Annotated in this window: 36 protein-coding genes; all 36 read right to left on the reverse strand. The window is 50.5% G+C overall.

Annotation, left to right across the window (positions count from 1 at the left end; translation table 11 throughout):
- Positions 1-3: 3 nt before the first annotated feature.
- Complete coding sequence (pcrA, locus tag LKE23_RS04675; protein WP_291976181.1) at positions 4-2,274, reverse strand: DNA helicase PcrA; 2,271 nt, start codon at positions 2,272-2,274, stop codon at positions 4-6.
- A gap of 150 nt (positions 2,275-2,424) precedes the next feature.
- Positions 2,425-3,597 (reverse strand): ATP-grasp domain-containing protein, encoded by a 1,173-nt coding sequence (locus LKE23_RS04680; RefSeq protein WP_291976182.1) that lies wholly within the window; start codon positions 3,595-3,597, stop codon positions 2,425-2,427.
- Positions 3,598-3,618: 21 nt separating this feature from the next.
- Entirely contained in the window at positions 3,619-4,194 is a 576-nt protein-coding gene (locus LKE23_RS04685; protein ID WP_291976183.1) for a xanthine phosphoribosyltransferase, read from the reverse strand.
- A 19-nt stretch (positions 4,195-4,213) separates the two neighbouring features.
- Positions 4,214-4,840 (reverse strand): glycoside hydrolase family 73 protein, encoded by a 627-nt coding sequence (locus LKE23_RS04690; RefSeq protein WP_291976184.1) that lies wholly within the window; start codon positions 4,838-4,840, stop codon positions 4,214-4,216.
- 127 nt (positions 4,841-4,967) lie between these two features.
- On the reverse strand, positions 4,968-5,741 hold the full coding sequence (locus tag LKE23_RS04695; protein ID WP_291976185.1) for a (S)-acetoin forming diacetyl reductase: 774 nt from the start codon (positions 5,739-5,741) through the stop codon (positions 4,968-4,970).
- Between the two features lie 112 nt (positions 5,742-5,853).
- On the reverse strand, positions 5,854-6,984 hold the full coding sequence (locus tag LKE23_RS04700) for an IS30 family transposase (protein ID WP_291976186.1): 1,131 nt from the start codon (positions 6,982-6,984) through the stop codon (positions 5,854-5,856).
- Between the two features lie 218 nt (positions 6,985-7,202).
- The gene (gene rpsI / locus LKE23_RS04705) at positions 7,203-7,604 is read right to left on the reverse strand and encodes a 30S ribosomal protein S9 (protein ID WP_104688581.1); all 402 of its coding nucleotides are present in this window, start codon (positions 7,602-7,604) and stop codon (positions 7,203-7,205) included.
- Positions 7,605-7,611: 7 nt separating this feature from the next.
- Entirely contained in the window at positions 7,612-8,055 is a 444-nt protein-coding gene (gene rplM, locus LKE23_RS04710; RefSeq protein ID WP_267200875.1) for a 50S ribosomal protein L13, read from the reverse strand.
- Positions 8,056-8,164: 109 nt separating this feature from the next.
- The gene (gene truA, locus LKE23_RS04715; protein WP_291976188.1) at positions 8,165-8,920 is read right to left on the reverse strand and encodes a tRNA pseudouridine(38-40) synthase TruA; all 756 of its coding nucleotides are present in this window, start codon (positions 8,918-8,920) and stop codon (positions 8,165-8,167) included.
- Complete coding sequence (locus tag LKE23_RS04720; protein ID WP_291976189.1) at positions 8,907-9,725, reverse strand: energy-coupling factor transporter transmembrane component T family protein; 819 nt, start codon at positions 9,723-9,725, stop codon at positions 8,907-8,909. The genes truA and LKE23_RS04720 overlap by 14 nt, the downstream gene beginning before the upstream one ends.
- The gene (locus tag LKE23_RS04725; protein WP_291976190.1) at positions 9,718-10,581 is read right to left on the reverse strand and encodes an energy-coupling factor transporter ATPase; all 864 of its coding nucleotides are present in this window, start codon (positions 10,579-10,581) and stop codon (positions 9,718-9,720) included. Before LKE23_RS04725 ends, LKE23_RS04720 begins: the two co-directional genes overlap by 8 nt.
- Entirely contained in the window at positions 10,560-11,384 is an 825-nt protein-coding gene (locus tag LKE23_RS04730; RefSeq protein ID WP_291976192.1) for an energy-coupling factor transporter ATPase, read from the reverse strand. Before LKE23_RS04730 ends, LKE23_RS04725 begins: the two co-directional genes overlap by 22 nt.
- A 218-nt stretch (positions 11,385-11,602) precedes the next feature.
- Positions 11,603-11,986, reverse strand: a complete 384-nt coding sequence (gene rplQ / locus LKE23_RS04735; protein WP_267200870.1) for a 50S ribosomal protein L17 — start codon at positions 11,984-11,986, stop codon at positions 11,603-11,605.
- A 32-nt stretch (positions 11,987-12,018) separates the two neighbouring features.
- Positions 12,019-12,963, reverse strand: coding sequence for a DNA-directed RNA polymerase subunit alpha (locus LKE23_RS04740; RefSeq protein ID WP_267200869.1), 945 nt, complete (start codon positions 12,961-12,963; stop codon positions 12,019-12,021).
- A gap of 82 nt (positions 12,964-13,045) precedes the next feature.
- Positions 13,046-13,432, reverse strand: a complete 387-nt coding sequence (gene rpsK / locus LKE23_RS04745) for a 30S ribosomal protein S11 (protein WP_267200867.1) — start codon at positions 13,430-13,432, stop codon at positions 13,046-13,048.
- Between the two features lie 27 nt (positions 13,433-13,459).
- Positions 13,460-13,840 (reverse strand): 30S ribosomal protein S13, encoded by a 381-nt coding sequence (gene rpsM / locus LKE23_RS04750; RefSeq protein ID WP_267200866.1) that lies wholly within the window; start codon positions 13,838-13,840, stop codon positions 13,460-13,462.
- Positions 13,841-13,870: 30 nt separating this feature from the next.
- The gene (rpmJ, locus tag LKE23_RS04755; RefSeq protein ID WP_003714521.1) at positions 13,871-13,990 is read right to left on the reverse strand and encodes a 50S ribosomal protein L36; all 120 of its coding nucleotides are present in this window, start codon (positions 13,988-13,990) and stop codon (positions 13,871-13,873) included.
- 39 nt (positions 13,991-14,029) lie between these two features.
- On the reverse strand, positions 14,030-14,248 hold the full coding sequence (gene infA / locus LKE23_RS04760) for a translation initiation factor IF-1 (protein ID WP_003664537.1): 219 nt from the start codon (positions 14,246-14,248) through the stop codon (positions 14,030-14,032).
- A gap of 130 nt (positions 14,249-14,378) precedes the next feature.
- Entirely contained in the window at positions 14,379-15,035 is a 657-nt protein-coding gene (locus LKE23_RS04765; protein ID WP_291976201.1) for an adenylate kinase, read from the reverse strand.
- Positions 15,032-16,351, reverse strand: coding sequence for a preprotein translocase subunit SecY (secY, locus tag LKE23_RS04770; RefSeq protein WP_291976202.1), 1,320 nt, complete (start codon positions 16,349-16,351; stop codon positions 15,032-15,034). Before secY ends, LKE23_RS04765 begins: the two co-directional genes overlap by 4 nt.
- 1 nt (position 16,352) lies before the next feature.
- Entirely contained in the window at positions 16,353-16,787 is a 435-nt protein-coding gene (rplO, locus tag LKE23_RS04775) for a 50S ribosomal protein L15 (RefSeq protein ID WP_291976203.1), read from the reverse strand.
- A gap of 32 nt (positions 16,788-16,819) precedes the next feature.
- The gene (rpmD, locus tag LKE23_RS04780; RefSeq protein ID WP_047767366.1) at positions 16,820-17,002 is read right to left on the reverse strand and encodes a 50S ribosomal protein L30; all 183 of its coding nucleotides are present in this window, start codon (positions 17,000-17,002) and stop codon (positions 16,820-16,822) included.
- Positions 17,003-17,017: 15 nt separating this feature from the next.
- Positions 17,018-17,527, reverse strand: a complete 510-nt coding sequence (gene rpsE / locus LKE23_RS04785) for a 30S ribosomal protein S5 (RefSeq protein WP_267200860.1) — start codon at positions 17,525-17,527, stop codon at positions 17,018-17,020.
- A gap of 22 nt (positions 17,528-17,549) precedes the next feature.
- A complete protein-coding gene (gene rplR, locus LKE23_RS04790; RefSeq protein ID WP_291976204.1) occupies positions 17,550-17,906 on the reverse strand; it encodes a 50S ribosomal protein L18 in 357 nt (118 codons plus the stop codon).
- Between the two features lie 74 nt (positions 17,907-17,980).
- A complete protein-coding gene (gene rplF / locus LKE23_RS04795) occupies positions 17,981-18,517 on the reverse strand; it encodes a 50S ribosomal protein L6 (protein WP_291976205.1) in 537 nt (178 codons plus the stop codon).
- 28 nt (positions 18,518-18,545) lie between these two features.
- Positions 18,546-18,944, reverse strand: a complete 399-nt coding sequence (rpsH, locus tag LKE23_RS04800; RefSeq protein ID WP_267200857.1) for a 30S ribosomal protein S8 — start codon at positions 18,942-18,944, stop codon at positions 18,546-18,548.
- 31 nt (positions 18,945-18,975) lie between these two features.
- The gene (locus tag LKE23_RS04805; protein WP_003664547.1) at positions 18,976-19,161 is read right to left on the reverse strand and encodes a type Z 30S ribosomal protein S14; all 186 of its coding nucleotides are present in this window, start codon (positions 19,159-19,161) and stop codon (positions 18,976-18,978) included.
- Positions 19,162-19,176: 15 nt separating this feature from the next.
- Positions 19,177-19,719, reverse strand: a complete 543-nt coding sequence (gene rplE, locus LKE23_RS04810; protein ID WP_267200856.1) for a 50S ribosomal protein L5 — start codon at positions 19,717-19,719, stop codon at positions 19,177-19,179.
- 28 nt (positions 19,720-19,747) lie between these two features.
- Entirely contained in the window at positions 19,748-20,056 is a 309-nt protein-coding gene (gene rplX, locus LKE23_RS04815) for a 50S ribosomal protein L24 (RefSeq protein ID WP_291976207.1), read from the reverse strand.
- A 33-nt stretch (positions 20,057-20,089) separates the two neighbouring features.
- Positions 20,090-20,458, reverse strand: a complete 369-nt coding sequence (gene rplN / locus LKE23_RS04820) for a 50S ribosomal protein L14 (protein WP_003714461.1) — start codon at positions 20,456-20,458, stop codon at positions 20,090-20,092.
- A 64-nt stretch (positions 20,459-20,522) separates the two neighbouring features.
- On the reverse strand, positions 20,523-20,789 hold the full coding sequence (gene rpsQ, locus LKE23_RS04825; protein WP_057805827.1) for a 30S ribosomal protein S17: 267 nt from the start codon (positions 20,787-20,789) through the stop codon (positions 20,523-20,525).
- Positions 20,790-20,813: 24 nt separating this feature from the next.
- The gene (gene rpmC / locus LKE23_RS04830; RefSeq protein ID WP_003664552.1) at positions 20,814-21,020 is read right to left on the reverse strand and encodes a 50S ribosomal protein L29; all 207 of its coding nucleotides are present in this window, start codon (positions 21,018-21,020) and stop codon (positions 20,814-20,816) included.
- Complete coding sequence (gene rplP, locus LKE23_RS04835; protein WP_003664555.1) at positions 21,010-21,444, reverse strand: 50S ribosomal protein L16; 435 nt, start codon at positions 21,442-21,444, stop codon at positions 21,010-21,012. Before rplP ends, rpmC begins: the two co-directional genes overlap by 11 nt.
- A 3-nt stretch (positions 21,445-21,447) precedes the next feature.
- Complete coding sequence (rpsC, locus tag LKE23_RS04840; RefSeq protein ID WP_291976209.1) at positions 21,448-22,113, reverse strand: 30S ribosomal protein S3; 666 nt, start codon at positions 22,111-22,113, stop codon at positions 21,448-21,450.
- Between the two features lie 12 nt (positions 22,114-22,125).
- Entirely contained in the window at positions 22,126-22,473 is a 348-nt protein-coding gene (gene rplV / locus LKE23_RS04845; protein WP_267200853.1) for a 50S ribosomal protein L22, read from the reverse strand.
- 16 nt (positions 22,474-22,489) lie between these two features.
- Entirely contained in the window at positions 22,490-22,768 is a 279-nt protein-coding gene (rpsS, locus tag LKE23_RS04850) for a 30S ribosomal protein S19 (RefSeq protein ID WP_267200852.1), read from the reverse strand.
- Position 22,769 lies beyond the last annotated feature (1 nt).

The raw sequence follows: 22,769 nt of genomic DNA on the forward strand, positions 1-22,769 counted from the left end.
CTTTTAATCAACTTTGGTAATCGGGGCAAAGCTGGCGAGCAGCCGCTTGACCCCCTGCTGTGGGAAGGCAATGTCGAGCTCCATGTCGTTGCCGGTCCCGCTGACCTTGACGACGGTGCCCTGACCCCACTTCTTGTGACTGACCTTATCGCCGGTCTTCCAGCTGACCTTGTCGGCCCCGGTCCCGGTGTTGGTGACCGGCGCCTTCTTCTTGCCGGCGTCCTTGTAGCGCCGCTTCTGCTGACTGCGGTAGGTCGTTGCCGTGGCGGACGTCTTGCCAAACGGCAGGGAGCGCTCGCTCAGACCCGCGTCGTTGTTGCCATTCTCGTACTGCAGGAGGTCGGGGTTGATCTCCTCGACGAAGCGTGACGGCTGGTTGCGTTGAATCCGGCCGTACAACAGGCGCGAGTAAGCGTTGGTCAGGTAGAGCTTCTTCTTGGCCCGGGTGATCCCGACGTAGGCCAAGCGCCGCTCCTCTTCCAGCTGGTCGTCCTCCAAGACGGCCCGGGAGAGCGGGAAGATCCCCTCTTCCATCCCGACCAGAAAGACGACCGGGAACTCGAGCCCCTTGGCCGCGTGGAGGGTCATCAGGGTCACTGCCGGTGCCTGCTCGTCGACGTCGTCCTGGTCGGAAACCAGGGCCAGGTCGGCCAGGAAGTTGGTGATCTTCTGGATGTTGGTCCCCTCGTCGTCCTTGTGGTTTTCGTCGTACTCCTGGGTAACCGACTTGAATTCGTCCAGGTTTTCGCGCCGTGCCTGGGACTCGAGGGTATTTTCGCTATCGAGCATCTTGTTGTAGCCGCTCAGTTCCAGGATCTGGTCGGTCAGGTCAGTCAGGTTGAGGAACTCAGCCTGCTTGGTCAGCTTCTGCATCAGCTCACCGAACTCACCGATCTTGTTGCGCGTCCGGGCGGTAATCTGGTTGGCGATGTCGACGTTTTCCGCCGCCTGGAGAAGCGACCAGTGATTGTCGCTGGCGAACTGGCGCAGGTGCTCGACGCTGGTCATCCCAATGCCGCGCTTGGGCGTGTTGACGACCCGCTCAAAGCTCATCGAGTCCTGGGGGTTGACGATCAAAGTCAGGTAGGCCAGGACGTCCCGGATTTCCTTGCGGTCGTAGAACTTGTGGCCCCCGACCATCGTGTAGGGCACGCTGCTCTTCAGGAAGGTTTCTTCGACCACCCGCGACTGGGCGTTGGTCCGGTAGAGAACGGCAAAGTCGTTGTAGTGGTAGCCGTGCTTCTCCCGTTCCTCCTTGATCTTGGCGACGATGAACTGGGCCTCGTCGTGCTCGCTCTGGGCCCGGTAATAGGAGATCTTTTCCCCCTTGCCGTTTTCGGTCCAGAGGTCCTTCTTCTTCCGGTTGACGTTGTTGACGATCACCTCGTTGGCCGCATCCAAAATCGTCTGGGTCGACCGGTAGTTCTGCTCCAGCATGACGGTCTTGGCCTGGGGATAGTCGTGCTCGAAGTTCAGGATGTTGTTCATGTTGGCACCCCGCCAGCCGTAGATACTCTGGTCGGCATCCCCGACGACGCAGATGTTCTGGTACTTCTTGGCCAGCAAATTGACCAGGCGGTACTGGGCGTCGTTGGTATCCTGGTACTCGTCGACGTGGATGTAGTGGAACTTGTCCTGGTAGAACTCCAGGGTCTCCTGGTCGCTTTCGAAGAGCTCGATCGTCTTCATGATCAGGTCGTCGAAGTCGAGGGCCTGGTTGGCCTCCAGTTCCTGCTGGTAGAGCTTGTAGGCCCGGGCCACCATGTTTTCAAACATCGAGTTGGCCTTCTCGCTGTACTGGGCCGGGGTCAGCAGGGCGTTCTTTGCGTTGGAGATCGCGCTCAGGATGCTGCGGGGGTCGAACTTCTTGGTGTCGATGTTGAGCTCGGCGCAGATCCGCTTCATTAATGTCCGCTGCTCGCTGGTGTCGGCAATCGTGAAGGCGCGGTTGTAGCCAATCTTCTCGATGTCGCGCCGCAAAATCCGCACGCAGAGGGCGTGGAAGGTGGAAACCCAGACGTCGCGGGCACTCTCGCCGAGCAGCTTGCCGACCCGCTCCTGCATTTCCTTGGCGGCCTTGTTGGTGAAGGTAATCGCCAGGATGTTCCACGGCAGGACTCCCTTCTCCTCAATCAGATAGGCCACCCGGTGAGTCAGCACCCGGGTCTTGCCGGATCCCGCGCCGGCCATGACCAGCAGCGGTCCCTCCGTGGTCACTACCGCCTCGGCCTGCTTGTCGTTCATTCCTTCTAAAAGCTCTTGACTATTATTCACGCCGTAACCGTCCTCTCTTAAAAAATGATCGGCTAATATTATACCAAATATTCGGGGCCGATGTGCTAAATCGAACACCTGATTGGGAGATTTTCTCCCCGCCCGAAAACAAAAACAGCGCCCCGCTGGTTGGCGGCAGCACTGTTGTTATTATTGCTTTTCTGTTCCCTGATCGGTGGCCTTTTTCTCGGTCACGGTTTCTTGCCAGACCTCGGTGTCATCAACCTGATTCTCCAGGTCAACCAGATTGTTGCTCCCGGTGACCCAGACGAAGCCGAAAATGCTCTGGTCGTCCCCCTCCGAATCGTTGAAGAAACGGAACTGCCAGTTGCTCTTCAGCAGCCACTGGCGCTGAATGGCCACTTGCTGATACTTGCGCACCACCATCAGCAGGCCGGTCTGCAGGGGGTGAATGACGTGCAGCGGCATGCCAACCGTGGCCCGGACCTGTTCCTCGTACTGGTCAACGTTGGCCGTGGTGTCATAGACGTTGGCGATCGAGGTCAGCCCCAGCTCGATATTCTTGACGTAGAGGGTCCCGGTGGCGGTCACGTAGAAGTTGACCGAAAAGACCCCGCGGTACTGGAGCGAATCGGCCACGCTCTGCACGATCCGCTGCATCTCCTCTAACAGATCATCCTGAACGGTGGCTGGTGAGGCAACGGAGATCAGCTGACGGTCCGAATTGAACTGCAGCTTGGCCAGCGGGTAGATCTTCGTATCCTTGCCGGCCGTGGCCGCCGTCATGGTGTACTCGGCGGTGTGATCGATCCAGGATTCCAGGAGGTAGGTCCCGGTGTCGATAAAGTCGGCCGCCCGGGTGATGTCGGACTGACGCCGGATGATCATCGACTGTTCGCCCAGACCGCGCTGGATTGGCTTCAGGAGGGCAGGGTAGCCGATCGAATCAATCGACTGGTAAACGTCGTCCAGGCTCACCACCGTCACGTAGGGGGCAATGTTGATGTTGACTTGATCCAGGAAGGCCCGTTCCATCAGCCGGTCCTGGATGATCTCCAAGCCGTTGATTCCCTGGGGAACGGCCGCAAACTGGCTGAGGTAGCGCAGCACCCGCGAATCGACGTTGGGGGTCTGGTAGATGATGGCATCACAACTCTGGCCAAACTGGGTCAGCTTGACCTTATCGTTGTAGGCCCCGATGATGGTTTCGTCCGCCATCTTGGTGATCGCCGGTTGGGCATGATCATCGTAAACAATGACGTTGAAGCCGGCTTTCTTGGCAGCCGCGATCAGCGCCCCGCCGTTGCGGTTAACGGCAATAATGCCCAGGGTACTGCCCGGGTAAAAAGCAGTTCTACTCATTGAAAAACTCCCCTTACTTGATTAGTCAGTCATAAATTCAATGGAATTATTTTCCAGGGACTTGATCCGGGCCAGTGATTCCAGCCGAATGCCCCGATCCTTGATCTCCTGGGCTCCCGGCTGGAAGCTCTTTTCGATCACGATCCCGGCACCGGCGACCTCAACCCCGGCCTGGTCGGCAATCTCCAGCATCCCCTCGACGGCCTGCCCGTTTGCCAGGAAGTCGTCAATTAGGAGGACCTTGTCACTTGGCGAAACGTACTTCTTCGAGATCGAAATCCGGTTCGTCGTCTTCTTGGTGTAAGAATAAACGTCGGCCACGTACATGTCGTGGTTAAGGGTCAGACTCTTGTGCTTGCGGGCAAAGATCACCGGAATTTTCATTGCCAGGCCGGTCATGACCGCCGGGGCAATCCCGGATGATTCCACGGTCCAGACCTTCGTGATTCCCTCATCTGCAAAGCGCTTGGCAAATTCCTGGCCGATGTGAAGCATCAGCTCAGGATCAACCTGGTGGTTCAAGAAGGCATCGACCTTCAGAACGTTGCCAGGCAGCACGGTTCCGTATTCCCTTATTTTTTCCTCTAATTCACGCATTCTTCTTACCCCTTTTTATCTATTTATCATAATTATATAACTTATAGGTCTTGATTACCGAGATTAATTTCTGGGCATAGTTCGGGTCGGTGGCATAGCCGGCCTCCTGCAGGGCCTTGGCCGCCTCCTGGTAGGAAGTGGCTTTGACGACGGCATCGTAGTTCTGCTGGTTGGTGTCCGTCCCCGTCAGCATTAACTTGGTGTGGTCCTTGATCGAATCACTCCAGCTGTCGTAGACCCGGAAGCGCCCCGTGGTGACGACCCACTTGCCGTTGACGTACTCCTTGGTGCTCAGTTCCTTGGAGTTAGGACCGGTCCCCTTGATTCCGAAGAGGTTGTGGTATTGCGAAGCCAGCTTGCTGGTCCCCCACTGCGACTCCAGGATCGCCTGGGCAATCGTAATCGAAGCGTAGACGTGATAGGTGTTCTGCATGGCCTGGGCTTCGGGCGCCACCTGCTTGATGAAGCGCTCCTTGGCCTCCTGGTCCTGCTTCTTCATCTGTTGCTCAATCCGCTGCTGGTTCCAGATCCGGTAAAAGTGGTGCCCGGCATAGACACCCAGGAAAATGGCGATGACGACGAGCACCCAGATAAGCGTTCGCGTCCCCGAATTGCGTTTTTTCCGACTTCTTTTTCGCTTTGCCAAGAAAAGGCCTCCTTAAATATCCTACTAGCTTTTAATTGTAGCAAAGAACACGGCGTTTGGCCTTAATTTTTGGGAAAAATAAAAGATCCAGCTCCCATTTCGGAAACTGAATCTTCTTTCTTAAATTTTAGTGGAACTGCATCCCACCATCAACAATGATGGTTTGACCGGTGATGTAGTTGGAGTCTGGGCCTGCCAGGAAGGCAACCGCATTGGCAACGTCCTCTGGTTCAGAGAGCCGCTTCAAAGCGATATCCTTGGCAAAGGTCTGCATCCCCCATTCATCACTCTTGCCAGCGTTCTTGCCGACCTGGTGAGCAATGTCAAACATCATTGGGGTCTTAACAATCCCTGGTGCGTAGGCATTAACGGTAATGCCCTCATCGGCCAGGTCCCGTGCCGCAACCTGGGTAATTCCCCGGATCGCAAACTTGGTGCCGGAGTACAGGGCCAGGTTTGGATTACCGACAACCCCGGCCTGCGAACTGGCGTTAATGATCTTGCCACCGTGACCGAGCTTCTTGAAGGCCTGGTGAGCGGCCTGAATTCCCCAGAGGACACCACCGACGTTCACGGCGTAAACCTTCTGGAATTGTTCTGGGGTAATCGTGTCAATCGGGGTAGTTGGGCCCAGGCCAGCGTTGTTAACCATGACGTTGAGGTCGCCGAAGTGATCAACCGTCTTCTGTACCGCTGCAAAAACTGCGTCCCGGTCGGAAACGTCGGCGACGATCGGCAATGCTTCGCCACCCTTATCTTCTAGTTCCTTCGCGGTTGCCTGCAGCTTATCCTCTTCGAGTGCCACCAGGGTAACGGCAAAGCCATCGTGAACCAGTCGTTCAGCAATCGCCTTGCCAATCCCTTGACTACCACCGGTAACTAATGCGACCTTTTTCGTCATAGATAAGACCTCCTTAATATTCATTTAACATCAACGCCTTCATTATAGTGCAAGCGCTATCATTTGTTAAATTATCGACTCCTAAATTTCAAGAATAAGTTAGCCACTGGACTCAAATAAATAATACTGACCAATTGATTATTGGTTGATGGAGCTGTGATATCTCTTGGTAGAAGGCCTTACGATAGATATCCATTGACGAATGTCCATTAAACATAGCTCGTGGATAGTGATTCATCCAATCATTAGTCGCTATGATCTGAGCACTACTATAGTTATTTATAGCTTCACCTTTGGTAATCTCCTTGCGGAGAAACCGGTTATTGATCTCATTGGATCCACGTTCCCAAGGGGAATACGGATCAGCATAGAAAACATGATCGTGAACTTGTGTTAACTCACTAAATTCTGAACCGTTGTCAGAGGTTATTGTCTTAAAAATGCGATAGTAAGCATCTGTGCCCATTTTCTGGCGCAAATTTATAAAGAACTGATTTACTGCATGCGCAGTTTTACCAGCAATTTTACTCGTGATATTAACTCGTGAAAGGCGATCAGTCATTACTAGTACAACACTGTCATTACCGTTTTTCTGTCCCTGAACTGTATCCAGTTCCCAATGGCCAATTTCGGACCGTTGGTCCGCAGTTTGAGGTCGTTGAGCAATATTAGGCCCTAAGCACCTTTTAGCTTGCGGATGAGTTTGATGATGCTTACGTTTAGGTTTTTCAAAGAGGTCTAAATTGGACGTACGAAGCACACCCTCATTAATCCATTGATATAAAGTTACAACCGACTTTGGGATCAGGGTGCCATCATTCATTAAATCTCGAGCCTTATAAATAACCGCTTGTGGGGAGTAATGGTGGTCGTCAAACTCACCAAGCATTAGCTGATCAGCTAATCGTAAAAATTGCTTTGAAGAATAATATAAGCGACGACGACCAGAATGGCGGTGATGTTCAAGATATGTGGCCTGACCAGCTTCATAACTATAGATGTAGTAAGAATATTCGTAAATCTTACCATTAAATTTTTGACGACGAAGTTGGCGGACCGTACCACGGTTGAGCTCGTTATTAATTGTTTGATGATTAACTCCTAATTGGCGACCAATTGCGCGATTGGAAAGTCCTTGCGACTTTAAAGTCGCAATCATCACACGTTCTTCTTTAGTAAGATGAGCATTCTTTTTATGAGTAGTCAATAAAATAGTAGACATGGTATCATTTAAGTGCGTCATTTGACGGACATCCTTTCATATAGGTTTGGTTCACTTAATATGATACCTGATGTCACGCCGAATGGCGTTTTTTATTTACCACCAACTGGGTGGCTAACTTCATTCTATAATCTACCTAAATTATCGACTGCTAGGGGATCTACTTTATTGAAAAATTTAAAAATAAAAAAGCACCAGCCGAAACTGATGCTTTTTGGAATTGAAGCGGTAATCGAATATTAACGCTTACTGAATTGAGCAGCCTTACGAGCCTTCTTCAGACCTGGCTTACGACGTTCCTTCATCCGAGGGTCACGGGTCAAGAGACCGGCCTTCTTCAGGGCGTCACGGAAGTCAGGGTCAACGCTGAGCAGGGCACGGGCGATCCCGTGGCGAACAGCGCCGGCTTGACCGGAGAAGCCACCACCATTGATGTTAGCGATAACGTCGTATTGACCGTTCGTCTTGGTAACATCAAATGGTTGGTTAACGATGGCACGTAAGTTGGCAAATGGAATGTAGTCTTCAATTGCCTTGCCGTTCATCGTAATCTTACCTGAACCTGGTACTAAGCGAACACGTGCGGTTGCGTCCTTGCGCCGACCAGTACCACTGTATTGTACTTGTTGAGCCAATTCCATTCCCTCCTTAGATTAAGTTCGTGATGTCGAGTGCTTCAGGCTTTTGTGCAGCATGACTGTGGTCTTCACCAGCGTAAACATGCAGCTTTAAGCCCATCTTGTGACCAAGGGAGTTGTGTGGAAGCATACCCTTAATAGCAGTCTCCAGCAGCTTCTCTGGTTCCTTAGCACGGAAGTCACCGGCAGTCCGTTCCTTCAAACCACCAGGGTAGTTTGAGTGACGGTAGTACTTCTTTTGGGAAGCCTTCTTACCAGTTAACTTAATTTGTGCGGCGTTGATAACGATGACGTTGTCACCAGTGTCAACGTGTGGAGTAAAGGTTGGCTTGTTCTTACCACGCAGGATTGATGCGACGACGGTGGCCAGACGACCCATTGGGACATCCTTGGCATCGACAACGTACCACTTGCGATCAACTTCACCAGGTTTTGCGATGTATGTCGTTCTCACGATTAAGTCCTCCAATTTTGTTTTTCTTTTACATATAATAGTGTACCGAGTTATTAGATGGAAAAGAAATACCATTTGTTAGTATACCTTTTTCTCTACTGGCCGTCAATTATTTTCCATAATCTACCGAGACCAAATAGAGGCCGCTGGCCGGGGCAGTCATCCGCGCCTGTGTCCGGTCCCGCGCCGCCAGGACCCGCTTGACGTCGGACACCGGCCGTTGCTTGCTGCCGACCTCGAGCAGGAAGGCGACCATGATCCGAATCTGGTTGTAGAGAAAACCGTTGCCGGTAAAGTCAAAGACCACCTCATTGTCGTGTTCGTCACGGTCGATGGTGATTGAATAGACCGTCCGGACGTTGCTCTTGGCCTGGCTGCCCGAGGCAACGAAACTCGTAAAGTCGTGCTCCCCAATGAAGTCCTGGGCCGCCTGACGCATCAACTCGATGTCCAGCGGATACTTGAAGTGGGCGGTGTAGTTGCGCTTGAAGGGGTTAACGAACTCCCCCTGGTCAACCCGGTAACGGTAGGTCTTGCGGTGGGCGCTGTAACGAGCGTGGAAGGAGTCGTCGACCAGCTCGGCCTTTTTGACCAGAATGTCGAGCGGCAAAAGGCTGTTTAAGGCCTTGCGCATCGACTCGTTGCTCAGCTTGTACGGGATGTCGAAGTGGGCAACCTGGTTGAGGGCGTGGACGCCGGCATCGGTCCGCCCCGAGCCAATCACGGGGATTGCCGGGTCCGGGTGTTTAGCAATTTTATTGACGGCGGTCTTTAATGTCTGCTCCACCGTTCGTTTGTGGGGCTGGATCTGAAAGCCAAAAAAGTTCGTGCCGTCGTAGGCAAAGGTGATTTTATAACGATACAAGCGCAAAAACGCCTCCTCTGATTAGAAATAGGACCACAGTCAGGACTACCATGATCACCATGGTGATGTTGTCGGCACCGTGCCAGTGCAACTGCCGGTAGTGGGTGCGCGGTGAATCGGGATCGTATCCCCGGGCCTCCATGGCCGTCGCCAGGTCCTCGGCCCGCTTAAACGAATTGACGAAGAGCGGGATCAGGACCGGCACCAGGTGTTTGACCCGCTGGAAGAGGTTCCCCTGGTGGAAGTTCATCCCCCGCGACCGCTGGGCGTTGGTGATTTTGCCCGCCTCGTCCATGATCGTCGGGATGAAGCGCAGGGCGATCGACAGCATCAGGGTCAGCTGGTTGACCGGCACGTGGATCGCCTTCAAAGGCTGCATGTACCAGTCCAGCCCGTCGGCAATCCGCAGGGTCGGGGTCGTCGCCGTCAGGACCGTCGAGGCCGTGATGATTACCATGAAGCGGTAGAAGATGATCAGCGAGTTAATCAGGCCGTCATGGGTGATCGACATGATCCACCAGTGCCAGTAGACTCTGCCGCCACTGCTGAAGAGGATCTGGAAGACGACCGTGATGACGATCACCCAGGCCAGGGGCCGTATCCCCTGCCAATACTGCCGGAAGCTGACCCGGCTGAGCACCATGGCAAAGCCGAGACCGAGCAGGAGCCACAGACAGGTCCATAAGCTATTGGCAAAGAAAACCAGGATGACGTACCAGATGCACATCAAGAGCTTCATCCGTGGATCCAAGCGGTGCAAGACGGAATCAACCGGGACATAGGAACCAAAAACAACTTTATTCATTCTTCTGCCCCCCTAAGCGCGCCGCCAGTCGATCGGCGAGGTCGCCCATCTTCATCGTCGGCGGCAATTCAACGCCCGCCTGGCGCAACTGGCGATTGATCTCAACCGCTGCTGGTAGGTTCAAGTGGTTGGCAACCAGGAAATCGGGATCGGCAAAGACTTCCTGTGGTGAGGCCGCCTTGACCAGCTGTCCCTGATTCATTACCACCACCTGGTCTGCGTACTGGGCCACCTGATCCATCTGGTGGGTAATGAGTAGGATCGTCGTCCCCTGGGCGTGCAACCGAGCCACGTTTGCCAGGAGCTGATTGGTCGAGGACGCATCCAGGCCGGCCGTCGGTTCATCCAGGATCAGGATCGCGGGCCGCATCGCCAGCACCCCGGCGATTGCCACCCGCCGCATCTGGCCACCGGATAGGGCAAAGGGCGAACGCTGGGCCAGCGACTGGGGCAGCCCCACCAGGTCGAGGGCGTCGTGAACCGCCTGTTGAATCTTATCGTCAGACCAGCCGAGGTTGGTGGGCCCGAAGGCAATGTCCTCGGCAACGGTTTCGGCAAAGAGCTGCTGCTCGGGAAACTGGAAGACATAGCCGACGTGCCGACGCAATGCGGCCATCTCCTTTGCGGACGAATTGGCACCCACGACGACCGACCCCACCTGGATCGTGCCACTGGTCGGCCGGGTCAGACCGTCAATCAGGGAAACTAGGGTGGACTTGCCGCTGCCGGTGTGACCCACGATGCCTACAAAGCTCCCGGCCTCGATCGTCAGGTTAAGGTCCTTTAAGGCCGGATGAGCGGCAATGGCAGAATAGGTAAAGCCGACGTTTTTAATTATAATTGCTGGCTGAGCCATTTGACCATCTCCTCCACCGTAAAGTACCGGTCGGGCACCGCGACTCCCCGGTCGGCCAGTTCCTGACGCAGCTGCTGACCGGCCGGAATACCAACGCCGATCTTTTCCAACAGATCGACATCCCGCAGCACCTCCGCCGTGGTTCCCTGGCGAGCAATCTTGCCTTGATCCAGGACCACCAGTTGATCGGCCATGGCCATTTCAGCGGGGTCGTGGGTGATCGAAATAATCGTAAACTGCTGCTGATCGCGGAGCCGTTCCAGCAACGACAAAACCAGCTGCCGACCGGCCGGATCCAGCATGCTGGTGGCCTCGTCTAAAATGATCACCTGGGGGCGCAGGGCTAGGATGCCGGCCAGGGCCACCCGCTGTTTCTGGCCCCCAGAGAGCATCGTCGGTTCACTCTCGGACAGGCCGGCCATGTCGACCGCTTCCAGGGCCCTTTGGATCCGGGAAGGCATTTCCTCCCGCGGAACCTGCCGATTCTCCAGTCCAAAGGCCACGTCATCGGCGACGGTCGCCCCGACGAATTGGTTATCCGGATTCTGAAAGACGATCCCGACCCGTTGGTGGACCTTGGTCAGGTTGTCCTCGGTCACCGCTAGATCGCCGACTTTGATCTGGCCCCGCTGGGGAACAAGCAATCCGTCAATCAAGCGCGCCATGGTACTCTTACCGCTCCCGTTGCGCCCAATCAGCGCCGTCCATTGACCAGCCGGAAAGGCCAGGCTAATCCCGTCTAAGACCGGCTGTTGAGCATCCGGGTATTGATATTGAATGTCAGTTAACGTCACCGCGTTCACGAGTGTTACGGCCCCCTTGTGCTTAATATTTATATTTTAGCAAAGAATCGATCAGTGAACAGCAAAAATGGCTTTAAACTAAAAAATCACTTACCACCGGGGCGCGCGGGGTTTCCGCATTCGAGCTAGACTAGGGATTGCTCCCACCATCGTAACGCTCTATACCATCGATGATAGTGATTCTTTATTACGTATTTAGTTTTCGCCCGACTAAAAAATTAGTCAACGAATTCCAAAATAACCATTGGTGCACCGTCACCACGACGAGGCATCGTCTTCAAAATCCGCGTGTAACCACCGTTGCGGTCAGCAAACTTTGGTGCCAGGTCTTCAAACAGGTGTTGAAGAGCGGATTGAATCCGAATGTTGTCGCCATCTTCCTTAACGTCAGCAACGACGTTCCGCAGGAAGGCAGCTGCCTTACGACGGGAAGCAAGGTCGCCATGCTTGGCAAGCGTAATCATCTTGTCGGCAGTCTTGCGAACTTCCTTTGCCCGGGATTCAGTAGTGGTAATTTGACCATTAACAATTAAATCAGTAGTTAAATCACGTAATAAAGCTTTACGTTGTGAACTAGTACGTCCTAATTTACGGTAACTCATGAAGTGGTTCCCTCCTTTGCAATTGGTGTTTGTTAGTCATCTTGGCGGAATGACAGGCCAAGATCGCTTAATTTAAGCTTAATTTCTTCTAATGACTTCTGACCAAGGTTCCGAACCTTCATCATGTCCGAAACAGTCCGATCAGTCAGTTCCTTGACGGTGTTGATGCCGGCACGCTTCAGACAGTTGTAAGAACGAACGGAGAGGTCCAGTTCTTCAATCGTCATTTCCAGCATCTTTTCCTTGTGGGTTTCTTCCTTTTCAACCATCACTTGGGCATTTTGTGCTTCCTCAGTCAGGTCGACAAACATGGCCAGGTGTTCGGTCAGGATCTTGGCACCCAGACTTACCGCCTCGGTAGGTGTTAATGAACCGTCAGTCCAAACATCCAAAGTTAACTTGTCGTAATCGTTACGTTGACCAACCCGTGCATTTTCGACAGTGTAGTTTACACGTTCAATTGGGGTATAGATGGAGTCAATTGGCAAAACACCAATGGCCAGATCATCCATCCGGGCCTTATTATCGGTAGCAGAAAGGTACCCGCGACCTTTGTCAGCTGTCAGCTTGATGTGTAATTCCGCACCATCGGCAACAGTTGCAATGTGCAGGTCAGGATTCAGGATCGTTACATCACCATCACCCTGGATATCACCGGCGGTCGCTTCTGCAGGTCCCTTCACGTCCAGCTCCAGGTCCTTAGCGTCCTCGGAGTTGATCTTCAGGGAAACCTTCTTAAGATTTAAGATAATTTGGGTTACATCTTCAGTGACCCCTTCAACGGTACTGAATTCATGTAAAACCCCGTCGATTTGCATGCTGGTAATTGCTGCACCCGGAAGTGAAGCCAGCAGTACGCGTCGTAATGAATTACCAAGAGTGGTTCCATAACCGCGTTCAAGTGGTTCTACAACAAACTTGCCGTAGTTATCAGTCTCTTCAACTTTGTGAATGTTTGGCTTTTCAAATTCGATCATTCTATCCCCGTACCCCTTTCAAAACGTGGTTCGCATTTGAGACGAAAAGGCAACTGATGGAAAATACATCCACCAATGTCAATTAAACACGACGACGCTTTGGAGGACGAGAACCATTATGTGGAACTGGAGTTACGTCACGGATGGCAGTAACTTCCAAACCAGTTGCTTGAAGAGCACGGATAGCAGATTCACGACCGGAACCTGGACCCTTAACTTCAACTTCAACGGTCTTCATACCGTGTTCCATAGCCTGCTTAGCAGCAGCTTCAGATGCCATTTGGGCAGCAAATGGGGTGGACTTACGTGAACCCTTGAAGCCTAAAACACCGGCTGATGACCAAGCAACAGCGTTACCTTGAACATCAGTAATCATGATCAAAGTGTTGTTGAACGTTGAGTGAATGTGAGCAACACCGGTTTCAACGTTCTTTTTTGCACGACGCTTACGCGTACCCTTTTTAGCCATAAACTAACTAACCTCCTTCGCTATATATTATTTTGGTGAGTTGCTGATCTTCTTACCAGCGATTGCAACGGCCTTACCCTTCCGAGTCCGGGCGTTGTTCTTAGTGTGTTGACCACGAACTGGGAGACCACGACGGTGACGCATACCACGGTATGAACCAATTTCTTGGAGCCGCTTGATGTTCATGGAAACTTCCCGACGTAAGTCACCTTCAACTTCGATTTGGTCGACTTGTGCACGGATCTTTTCTTCTTGATCTGGAGTCAGATCACGAACCCGGATGTCTTCTGAAACACCGGCGTTTTCAAGAATCTTCTTTGCACGTGAGTCACCAATACCATAAATATATGTTAAGCCGATTACGATTCGTTTGTCACGAGGTAAATCGACACCTGCAATACGAGCCATTTATTGCACCTCCGTTCTTATCTAATGTAATTACTTACCTTGACGCTGCTTGTGCTTTGGGTTTGCAGAGCAAATAACCATAACACGTCCATGACGCTTAACGATCTTGCAGTGCTCGCACATCCGCTTGACTGATGGTCTTACTTTCATTCTTAAATCCTCCTAGAGAGTTCCTGTAACAATTACTACTTACTTGAACCGGAACGTAATCCGACCCTTAGTCAGGTCGTACGGGGACATTTCAACCTTTACCCGGTCACCAGGCAAGATTTTGATGTAGTGCATCCGAATCTTACCGGAGACGTGGGCCAGGATTTCCGCGCCGTTTTCCAGTTCAACTTTAAACATCGCATTAGGCAAAGTTTCGGTAACTTTACCCTCTACTTCGATCACATCGGCTTTTGCCACGGATTGGTTCCTCCTTGCCTAATCAAGAAATTACGTAAAAACGGTGGAAAGTGCGTCACTTCCCACTGTCAGCTAGATAAACCTTGCCTAGTTTAGCATAACTAACCGCACTTCGCAAGGCATAACCTCATTAAAGGTTATTCAGCACTTCCTTGACGTCAGCGTAGACCTTATCGATGTCCTGTTGACCATCGATCGTGTGCAAAACGCCTTGCTTTTGGTAGTAATCTACCAGTGGTGTATTCAGCTTGATGTTAACGTCCAGACGATTCTTAACCGTTTCCGGCTTGTCGTCTTCACGTTGGTAGAATTCGTGGCCGCCACAAACATCACAGGTTCCTTCAACCTTGGTTGGGTTGTAGATCTTGTGATAAGTTGCTCCACAGTTGCGACAGATATACCGACCACTCAACCGTTCTACCAATACCTCAGGTTGAACATGAATATTGATAACTGCGTCCAGCTGCCGGTCACTCTCAGCTAACATCTTATCCAGGGCTGCTGCCTGGTTCAGGTTACGTGGGAAGCCATCAAGCATGAAACCATTCTTGGTATCATCCTGGGAGAGGCGTTCCTGGACGATGCCGTTAGTAACTTCGTCCGGAACCAGTTCACCCTTATCGATGTACTTCTTGGCTTCAAGTCCCATCGGCGTTTCATTCTTGATCGCCGCACGGAAAATATCCCCGGTTGAGATGTGAGGAATATCAAAGTCTTCTACGATCTTTTGCGCTTGGGTACCCTTACCGGCACCTGGCAAACCCATTAAGACAAGGTTCATACTCATTTGCCATTTCCTCCTTCAGGTTCACGAATAAATCCAATGTATTCACGTTTCATAGTCAAACCATTTAATTGCCGAACGACATCCAGTGCAATCTGAACGACGATCAACAGACTAGTCCCACCAAGACCGATTGACTGTGGCAGGTTCCAGATGATGCTGGCAACCAGCGGGATCAGTGAAATCAGTCCCAAGAAAAGTGAACCAACTGTACTTAAACGCATCAGTAATGCCGAAACATAATCCTGCGTTCCTTTTCCAGGACGAACACCGGAAATATAGCTTCCTTGCTTCTGAAGATTCTCAGCAAGCTTTTCGGGATTAACCTGAACAAAGGCGTAGAAAAAGGTAAAGACAACAATCAGCAGAATGTAGAGGGTGATCCCCGGACCAGTCTGCATGTTAAAGATTGTTGACAAAACTTGATACCAGGTATCCCCACCATGGCTTTGCTGGAACGCCATCAAAATGGTTTGTGGCGTTGAGATAAATGACCCGGCGAAGATAACTGGAATAACTCCAGAAACGTTAATCTTCAGTGGCAGATAACTACTCGATGGTGAAGTGGTCGTCCGACGAGTATATTGAATTGGCAACCGCCGCTCGGCTTGTTGAACCCAAGTGACGAAGGCCACGATGATGATTAATGCAACAACTACTAAGGCCAGGAACCCGATTCCCATCCAAAGACTGGCACCGGATTCGCCAACAATTTGATCATCCCAGAGCTGCCGAATACCAGACGGCATCGCCGCAACAATCCCGGCGAAGATGATGACGGAAACCCCGTTACCAAGGCCGCGTTCCGTGATCATATCACCCATCCAAGTAGCGAACATCGTCCCCGCGGTTAGGATCAACCCAATCGTCAGATAGGTCTGAACATTCGGGTGATCAACCAGGTGAATCGAGCTCAGTGCATTAAAGCCGGCGGTGATCCCGATCGACTGGATAAAACCGAGCACGATCGTTAACCACCGGGTCGCTTGATTCAATTTCCGCCGTCCGACTTCACCCTGCTTACTCCATTCAACGAACCGCGGGACAATGTCCATCTGCAGCAGTTGAACAACAATTTGGGCGGTGATGTATGGTGAAACCCCCATTGCAAACAACGAGTAGTTTTCCAAACCACCACCACTAAACGTATTGAGGATCGATGCTAACCCGGTCGAGGAAATTTCCTGCAAAGCTGCAGCGTTAACTCCAGGAACAGTGATAGCCGCCCCAATCCGATAGACGATCAGCACAAACAAGGTAAAGAAGATCTTTTTACGGATATCCTTAACCTTGAACGCGTTTTTGACGGCTGTGAACAAATTACATCACCTCAGTTTTACCGCCGGCAGCTTCAATTGCAGAAACTGCAGAAGCAGAAAACTTGTTAGCCTTAACAGTTAACTTCTTTTCGAGCTTGCCGCTACCAAGAACCTTAACACCACTCTTGAGGTTCTTAACCAGACCGCTTTCAACAAGTACTTCTGGGGTAACTTCAGTACCGTCATCGAACTTGTTCAGAGCAGTCAGGTTAACAATGGCGTATTCCTTGCGGTTGATGTTGGTGAAACCACGCTTTGGAATCTGCCGGTAGAGTGGCATCTGGCCACCTTCAAAGCCCAGACGAGTCTTACCATGAGCCTTTTGACCCTTCGTACCACGTCCAGAAGTGAAACCATGACCTGAGGAAAGGCCACGACCCTTGCGAAGACGCTTTGAACGAGAACCTGCTGCAGGCTTCAATTCATTTAACTTCATTTAGTAGGCACCTCCTTGTTATTTAATTGTGATTACTTAACTTCTTCAATGGAAACTAAGTGTGCAACCTTGAAAATTTGACCACGTGTTGCGGCGTTGTCTGGCAGGATGTTAGAACTGCCGATCTTGCCAAGGCCTAAAGCCTTAACAGTCTTCCGCTGAGTTGGTTCGCGGTGGGCAACACTGTGGATTAAGGTAACTTTAACTTTAGCCATATTAAGTGCCCCTCCTTACTTTGCTAAGTGGTCAACTGAAACGCCACGAAGTTGAGCAACTTCTTCAGCACTCTTCAATTGCTTCAAACCTTCGAACGTTGCACGAACAACGTTAATAGGAGTATTTGAACCAAGACGCTTGGAAGTAACATCGGCGATTCCGGCCAGGTCCATAACGTTACGTACCGCACCACCGGCAGTAACCCCAGAACCTTCAACGGCTGGCTTCAGCATGATGCGGCCACCACCGTAAACACCAATTGCTTCGTGTGGAATCGTCGTACCAACGATTGGCACTTCAATCAGGTTCTTTTCAGCAGCAGCTTGGGCCTTCCGAATGGCTTCCGGAACTTCTTGCGCCTTACCAGTACCGAAACCAACGTGACCCTTACGATCACCAACGATAACTAAGGCAGCAAAACGCATCCGACGACCACCCTTAACAACCTTGGTAATCCGGTTGATGGCAACAACTTGATCGTCTAAGTCCAACTTTGCTGGATCAATGAATTCTGATGATGTCATTGCAGGTTATTCCTCCTTCTTTTTAGAATTTAAGTCCGTTTTCACGAGCAGCAGTAGCCAGGGCTTCAACACGGCCATGGTAGAGGTAGCCACCACGGTCGAAGACAACATTTTCAATGTTCTTGGCAGCAGCGCGCTTGGCGATCAATGCACCAACACCACTAGCTTGCTCAGTCTTCGTCTTGCCACTAACTTCACTGTCCATTGTGGAGGCACTAGCGAGCGTCACACCCTTTACGTCATCAATTAATTGAGCGTAAATGTTTTTGTTTGAACGGTAAACACTTAAGCGTGGGCGCTCCGCAGTACCAGAAATCTTACCGCGAACGCGCATGTGACGGCGTTGACGGATCTTGTTCTTATCTGGTTTAGAAATCACAATAGTCACCTCTTATTGAATATTTAAATTGTTGTTTAATTTGATTGAGAAAACCACTAAATAACCTCAAGAGATTACTTACCAGTCTTACCTTCCTTACGGATGATGTGTTCGTTCTCGTAACGAATACCCTTACCCTTGTATGGTTCAGGTGAGCGAACAGCACGAACTTGGGCAGCAAAATCACCAAGGTGTTCCTTGTTGATGGAGCTCAGTTCGATGGTAGTGTTGTCAGGAACATTGATGTCAATGTCCTCAGGCTTGTCCATTTCAACTGGGTTGGAGTAACCAACAGTCAGGATCAGCTTGGTGCCCTTGAATTGAGCACGGTAACCAACACCGACCAGCTTCAGAACCTTCTTGTAACCATTAACAACCCCTTCAACCATGTTGTTAACGTTAGCCCGGGTAGTACCGTGCAGCATCTTCAGCTTGTTGGTATCTTCAGCACGATCAAACTTAACAACGTTGTCTTCAACAGTCATCGTGATCAGTGGTGAGATTTCACGGGATAAAGTACCCTTAGGACCCTTAACAGTTACGACGTTACCGTCTTGGGAAACTTCAACGCCCTTTGGCAGGTCAATTTCCTTGTAACCAATACGACTCATACGTACACCTCCTAACTTTTAATTGATATTACCAAACGTAAGCGATAACTTCGCCACCAACGTTCTTTGCACGAGCAACCTTGTCAGTTACAACGCCCTCAGAAGTGGAGATGATGGCAATTCCTAAACCGTTAAGAACCTTCGGCACAGCGTCAGCCTTAACGTATGAGCGTAAACCAGGCTTAGAAATCCGCTTCAAGCCGGAAATAACCCGTTGGCCGTCTTTTCCGTACTTCAAGAATACACGGATGATGCCTTGCTTGTTATCGTCAACATATTCAACATCGCGAATGAAACCTTCGTTCTTTAAGATTTCAGCGATGTCCTTCTTCATCTTTGATGCAGGTGCCTCAACTGATTCGTGGTGAGCCATGTTGGCGTTACGAATCCGCGTTAAGAAATCTGCAATTGGATCACTCATAGACATCGATGTTTTCCTCCTTTTGTCGGTGATTTGTTTACCAGCTAGCCTTCTTCAAACCAGGAATTTGTCCCTTGTGGGCAAGTTCTCGTAAGCAAATCCGGCATAGGTGGAATTTACGGTAAACTGAGTGCGGACGTCCACAACGTGCACAACGCGTGTATTCACGACTTGAGAACTTAGCGGGACGGTTGCACTTAGCAATCATTGATTTTTTAGCCAATTTGTGGAACCTCCTTTATTTAGCAAATGGCATGCCGAGTTGGGCGAGCAATTCGTGTGATTCTTCATCACTCTGGGCAGTCGTAACGATAACAACGTCCAGACCACGAACACGGTTTACCTTGTCGTAATCGATTTCTGGGAAAATTAATTGTTCATGAATACCGAGGGTGTAGTTCCCACGACCATCAAAGGCCTTGTTGGAAACACCATGGAAGTCACGAACCCGTGGCAGGGCAACGTTGATTAACTTGTCCAAGAAATCGTACATCCGTTCACCACGCAGGGTAACCTTGGCACCAATTGGCATTCCTTCACGCAGACGGAAGCCGGCGATGGACTTCTTAGCCTTGGTGATCAGTGGCTTTTGACCGGCGATCAGGCCAAGTTCTTCAACGGCTTCATCCAGGTTCTTGGAATTGGTAGTAGCATCACCAACACCCATGTTCAGAACGATCTTGTCAACCTTAGGTGCTTGCATAACTGAAGAGTAGTTGAACTTTTCAATTAAAGCTGGGCGAATTTCACTTTCGTATTTAGCTTTCAAACGGTTTTCCATTAGTTATTTTTCCTCCTTTCCTTAAAAATTAGTCGAGGGTCTTGCCAGACTTCTTGGCAACGCGAACCTTCTTGCCGTCAACGAACTTGTAACCGACGCGGGTTGGTTCGTTAGTTGAAGGATCAATCAGCATAACGTTAGAAGCGTTGATTGGGGCTTCCGTGTCGATAATCCCACCGTTTGGGTTAGCGTTGTTTGGCTTCTGGTGTTTCTTAATCTTGTTAATGCCTTCAACAATGACCCGGTTGTCAGCAGCGAAAATCTTCTTAACGCTACCTTCCTTACCCTTGTCCTTACCGGCGATAACGCGAACTTTGTCACCTGTCTTAATAAACATGTTGATTGTGCACCTCCTTATTTTTGGTAATCTTTACAGAACTTCTGGAGCCAGTGAAACGATCTTCATGAAGTCGTCACCACGGAGCTCACGAGCGATTGGGCCAAAAATACGGGTACCCTTAGGGCTCTTGTCATTGTTAATCAGAACAGCGGCGTTTTCGTCAAACTTGATGTATGAACCATCCTTACGGTGCAGACCATGCTTAGTCCGTACGACAACGGCCTTAACAACGTCACCCTTCTTAACAACGCCACCTGGTGTTGCCTGCTTTACAGTAGCAACAATAATGTCACCAATATTACCAGTCTTAACTCGGGAACCGCCCAAGATCTTGATAACCAAGATTTCACGCGCACCGGAGTTGTCAGCGACTTTCAACCGACTTTCCTGTTGAATCACGGTTAGGTCCTCCTTCCATTTACAAATAAGAATTAAGAATACGAATTTAAGAGTTATCTGCTAATTAAAGGGTAGCAGCCTTTTCGACAATCTTTACAAGACGGAAACGCTTCTTAGCTGACAGAGGCCGAGTTTCCATGATTTGTACAGTGTCGCCGGTCTTAGCTTCGTTGTTTTCATCGTGAGCGTAGTACTTCTTTGAGTAACGTACACGCTTGCCGTAGACAGGAGCACTCTTGTAAGTGTCAACTACGACAGTGATGGTCTTGTCCATCTTGTCAGAAACAACGCGGCCTTGGTAAACCTTACGTGCATTACGTTCTTCACTCATGCGCTAATCCTCCTTTTCGTATTCTTATTTGTTTAATTCTTGTTGACGAAGAACTGTCTTAACCCGTGCAATGTCCTTACGTACTTGCTTCAGACTTGCAGTGTTTTCCAATTGGCCGGTTGCTAACTGGAAACGTAAGTTAAACAATTGTTCCTTCAATTCCTTCTCACGATCAAGTAGCTTGTCAGTGGTTAATCCATTCAGTTCTTGTACGTAATCTTTACTTTTCATTAGATTGTCCACCTACTTCCTCACGTTGTACGATCTTAGTGCGAACTGGCAACTTGTGACCGGCAAGACGTAAAGCTTCGCGAGCGACTTCTTCAGAAACGCCCCCTACTTCAAACATTACCTTGCCGCGCTTAACTGGGGCAACCCAGCCTTCTGGAGCACCTTTACCATTACCCATCCGGACACCGACACCCTTGCTGGTGTAGGAGAGTTGAGGGAAGATCTTGATCCAAACCTTCCCACCACGCTTCATGTAACGGGTCATGGCGATACGGGCAGCTTCGATTTGACGGTTGCTGATCCAATGAGAATCAAGGGCTTGCAAACCAAATTCACCAAAGGTAACAGTCTTGCCACCCTTAGCTTCACCACGCATGTGACCACGTTGAACCTTACGGTGCTTTACTCGCTTTGGTACTAGCATGTTTTACTTCCCTCCTTGTTCATCATCGTTAGCTTCCTTCTTGGCAGGAAGAACTTCACCACGGTAAATCCAGGTCTTGATACCTAAGACACCGTAAGTGGTGTGTGCTTCGTCCCAAGAGTAGTCAATATCTGCACGAAGAGTATGAAGCGGAACAGTACCGTCTGAGTATGATTCAACCCGAGACATGTCGGCACCATTCAGACGACCAGCAACCTGGGTCTTGATACCCTTGGCACCGGCACGCATTGCCCGCTGCATAGCTCCACGCATTGCCCGACGGAAAGCAATCCGAGCTTCCAGTTGACGAGCGATGCTTTCACCAACCAGGTGTGCATCCAAGTCTGGCTTCTTGATTTCCACAATGTTGATGTGGACACGCTTGCCAGTTAACTTGTTTAATTCCTTCCGAAGTGCTTCAACTTCTGAACCACCCTTACCAATTACCATTCCTGGCTTGGCAGTGTGAATTGAAACGTTGACGCGGTTTGCGGCACGTTCAATTTCAACGGTTGATACAGAGGCTTCAGCAAGTCGCTTTTCAATGTACTTACGGATCCGAAGGTCTTCGTTCAGGTAGTCGGCAAAGTTTTGGTCAGCGTACCACTTTGCGGTCCAATCGCGAATGACTCCGACACGAAAACCATTAGGATTGATCTTTTGACCCACTATTCATTCCTCCTATCGTTCTGTAACAACCACTGTGATGTGACTAGTCCGCTTGTTAATTGGTGAAGCAGAACCCTTTGCACGTGGACGGAACCGCTTTAAGGTTGGTCCTTCGTTCGCATAAGCTTCGCTAACAACCAATGAAGCCCGGTCTAAGTCAAAGTTGTTTTCAGCGTTTGCAACAGCAGAATTTAATACTTTTTGAACATCTGAAGCGGCACCACGGGTGGAGAACTTCAGAATAGCGAATGCTTCGGCAACGCTCTTACCACGGATTGCGTCTAAAACCAGACGAACCTTCCGGGGAGCAACCCGCACCATCTTGGCGGTTGCCTTAGCAGATGTGATGTTTTCAGCCATTTCTTAATTCCCCTCCTTACTTACCAGTCTTCTTGTCATCAGTGGCGTGACCACGGAAAGTCCGCGTTGGTACGAATTCACCTAACTTGTGGCCAACCATGTCTTCTTGTACGTAAACTGGTACGTGCTTCCGACCATCGTAAACGGCAAAAGTGTAGCCGATGAAACTAGGGAAAATGGTGGAACGACGTGACCAAGTCTTGATGACAGTCTTCTTTTCAGAACCTTCTTGAGCCTTAACCTTCTTCAGCAGTGAAGCATCAGCGAAAGGTCCCTTCTTCAAACTACGACCCATT

The organism is Limosilactobacillus sp. (assembly GCF_022482365.1).
Lineage (GTDB): Bacteria > Bacillota > Bacilli > Lactobacillales > Lactobacillaceae > Limosilactobacillus.

Coding starts and splice junctions, on each gene's coding strand:
- rpsS (WP_267200852.1), bottom strand. CDS start 22,768: ATGGGTCGTAGTTTGAAGAAGGGACCTTTCGCTGATGCTTCACTGCTG.
- LKE23_RS04700 (WP_291976186.1), bottom strand. CDS start 6,984: ATGACGCACTTAAATGATACCATGTCTACTATTTTATTGACTACTCAT.
- rplO (WP_291976203.1), bottom strand. CDS start 16,787: ATGAAGTTAAATGAATTGAAGCCTGCAGCAGGTTCTCGTTCAAAGCGT.
- rpsM (WP_267200866.1), bottom strand. CDS start 13,840: ATGGCTCGTATTGCAGGTGTCGATTTACCTCGTGACAAACGAATCGTA.
- rplF (WP_291976205.1), bottom strand. CDS start 18,517: ATGAGTCGTATTGGTTACAAGGAAATTGACCTGCCAAAGGGCGTTGAA.
- rpsE (WP_267200860.1), bottom strand. CDS start 17,527: ATGACATCATCAGAATTCATTGATCCAGCAAAGTTGGACTTAGACGAT.
- rpsH (WP_267200857.1), bottom strand. CDS start 18,944: ATGTCTATGAGTGATCCAATTGCAGATTTCTTAACGCGGATTCGTAAC.
- rpsK (WP_267200867.1), bottom strand. CDS start 13,432: ATGGCTAAAAAGGGTACGCGTAAGCGTCGTGCAAAAAAGAACGTTGAA.
- rpmC (WP_003664552.1), bottom strand. CDS start 21,020: ATGAAAAGTAAAGATTACGTACAAGAACTGAATGGATTAACCACTGAC.
- rpsQ (WP_057805827.1), bottom strand. CDS start 20,789: ATGAGTGAAGAACGTAATGCACGTAAGGTTTACCAAGGCCGCGTTGTT.
- LKE23_RS04680 (WP_291976182.1), bottom strand. CDS start 3,597: ATGAGTAGAACTGCTTTTTACCCGGGCAGTACCCTGGGCATTATTGCC.
- rplQ (WP_267200870.1), bottom strand. CDS start 11,986: ATGAGTTACCGTAAATTAGGACGTACTAGTTCACAACGTAAAGCTTTA.
- LKE23_RS04695 (WP_291976185.1), bottom strand. CDS start 5,741: ATGACGAAAAAGGTCGCATTAGTTACCGGTGGTAGTCAAGGGATTGGC.
- rpsI (WP_104688581.1), bottom strand. CDS start 7,604: ATGGAATTGGCTCAACAAGTACAATACAGTGGTACTGGTCGGCGCAAG.
- LKE23_RS04725 (WP_291976190.1), bottom strand. CDS start 10,581: ATGGCTCAGCCAGCAATTATAATTAAAAACGTCGGCTTTACCTATTCT.
- LKE23_RS04685 (WP_291976183.1), bottom strand. CDS start 4,194: ATGCGTGAATTAGAGGAAAAAATAAGGGAATACGGAACCGTGCTGCCT.
- LKE23_RS04765 (WP_291976201.1), bottom strand. CDS start 15,035: ATGAGTATGAACCTTGTCTTAATGGGTTTGCCAGGTGCCGGTAAGGGT.
- rpmD (WP_047767366.1), bottom strand. CDS start 17,002: ATGGCTAAAGTTAAAGTTACCTTAATCCACAGTGTTGCCCACCGCGAA.
- rplV (WP_267200853.1), bottom strand. CDS start 22,473: ATGGCTGAAAACATCACATCTGCTAAGGCAACCGCCAAGATGGTGCGG.
- LKE23_RS04720 (WP_291976189.1), bottom strand. CDS start 9,725: ATGAATAAAGTTGTTTTTGGTTCCTATGTCCCGGTTGATTCCGTCTTG.
- rpmJ (WP_003714521.1), bottom strand. CDS start 13,990: ATGAAAGTAAGACCATCAGTCAAGCGGATGTGCGAGCACTGCAAGATC.
- LKE23_RS04740 (WP_267200869.1), bottom strand. CDS start 12,963: ATGATCGAATTTGAAAAGCCAAACATTCACAAAGTTGAAGAGACTGAT.
- rplX (WP_291976207.1), bottom strand. CDS start 20,056: ATGTTTATTAAGACAGGTGACAAAGTTCGCGTTATCGCCGGTAAGGAC.
- rplE (WP_267200856.1), bottom strand. CDS start 19,719: ATGGAAAACCGTTTGAAAGCTAAATACGAAAGTGAAATTCGCCCAGCT.
- rplP (WP_003664555.1), bottom strand. CDS start 21,444: ATGCTAGTACCAAAGCGAGTAAAGCACCGTAAGGTTCAACGTGGTCAC.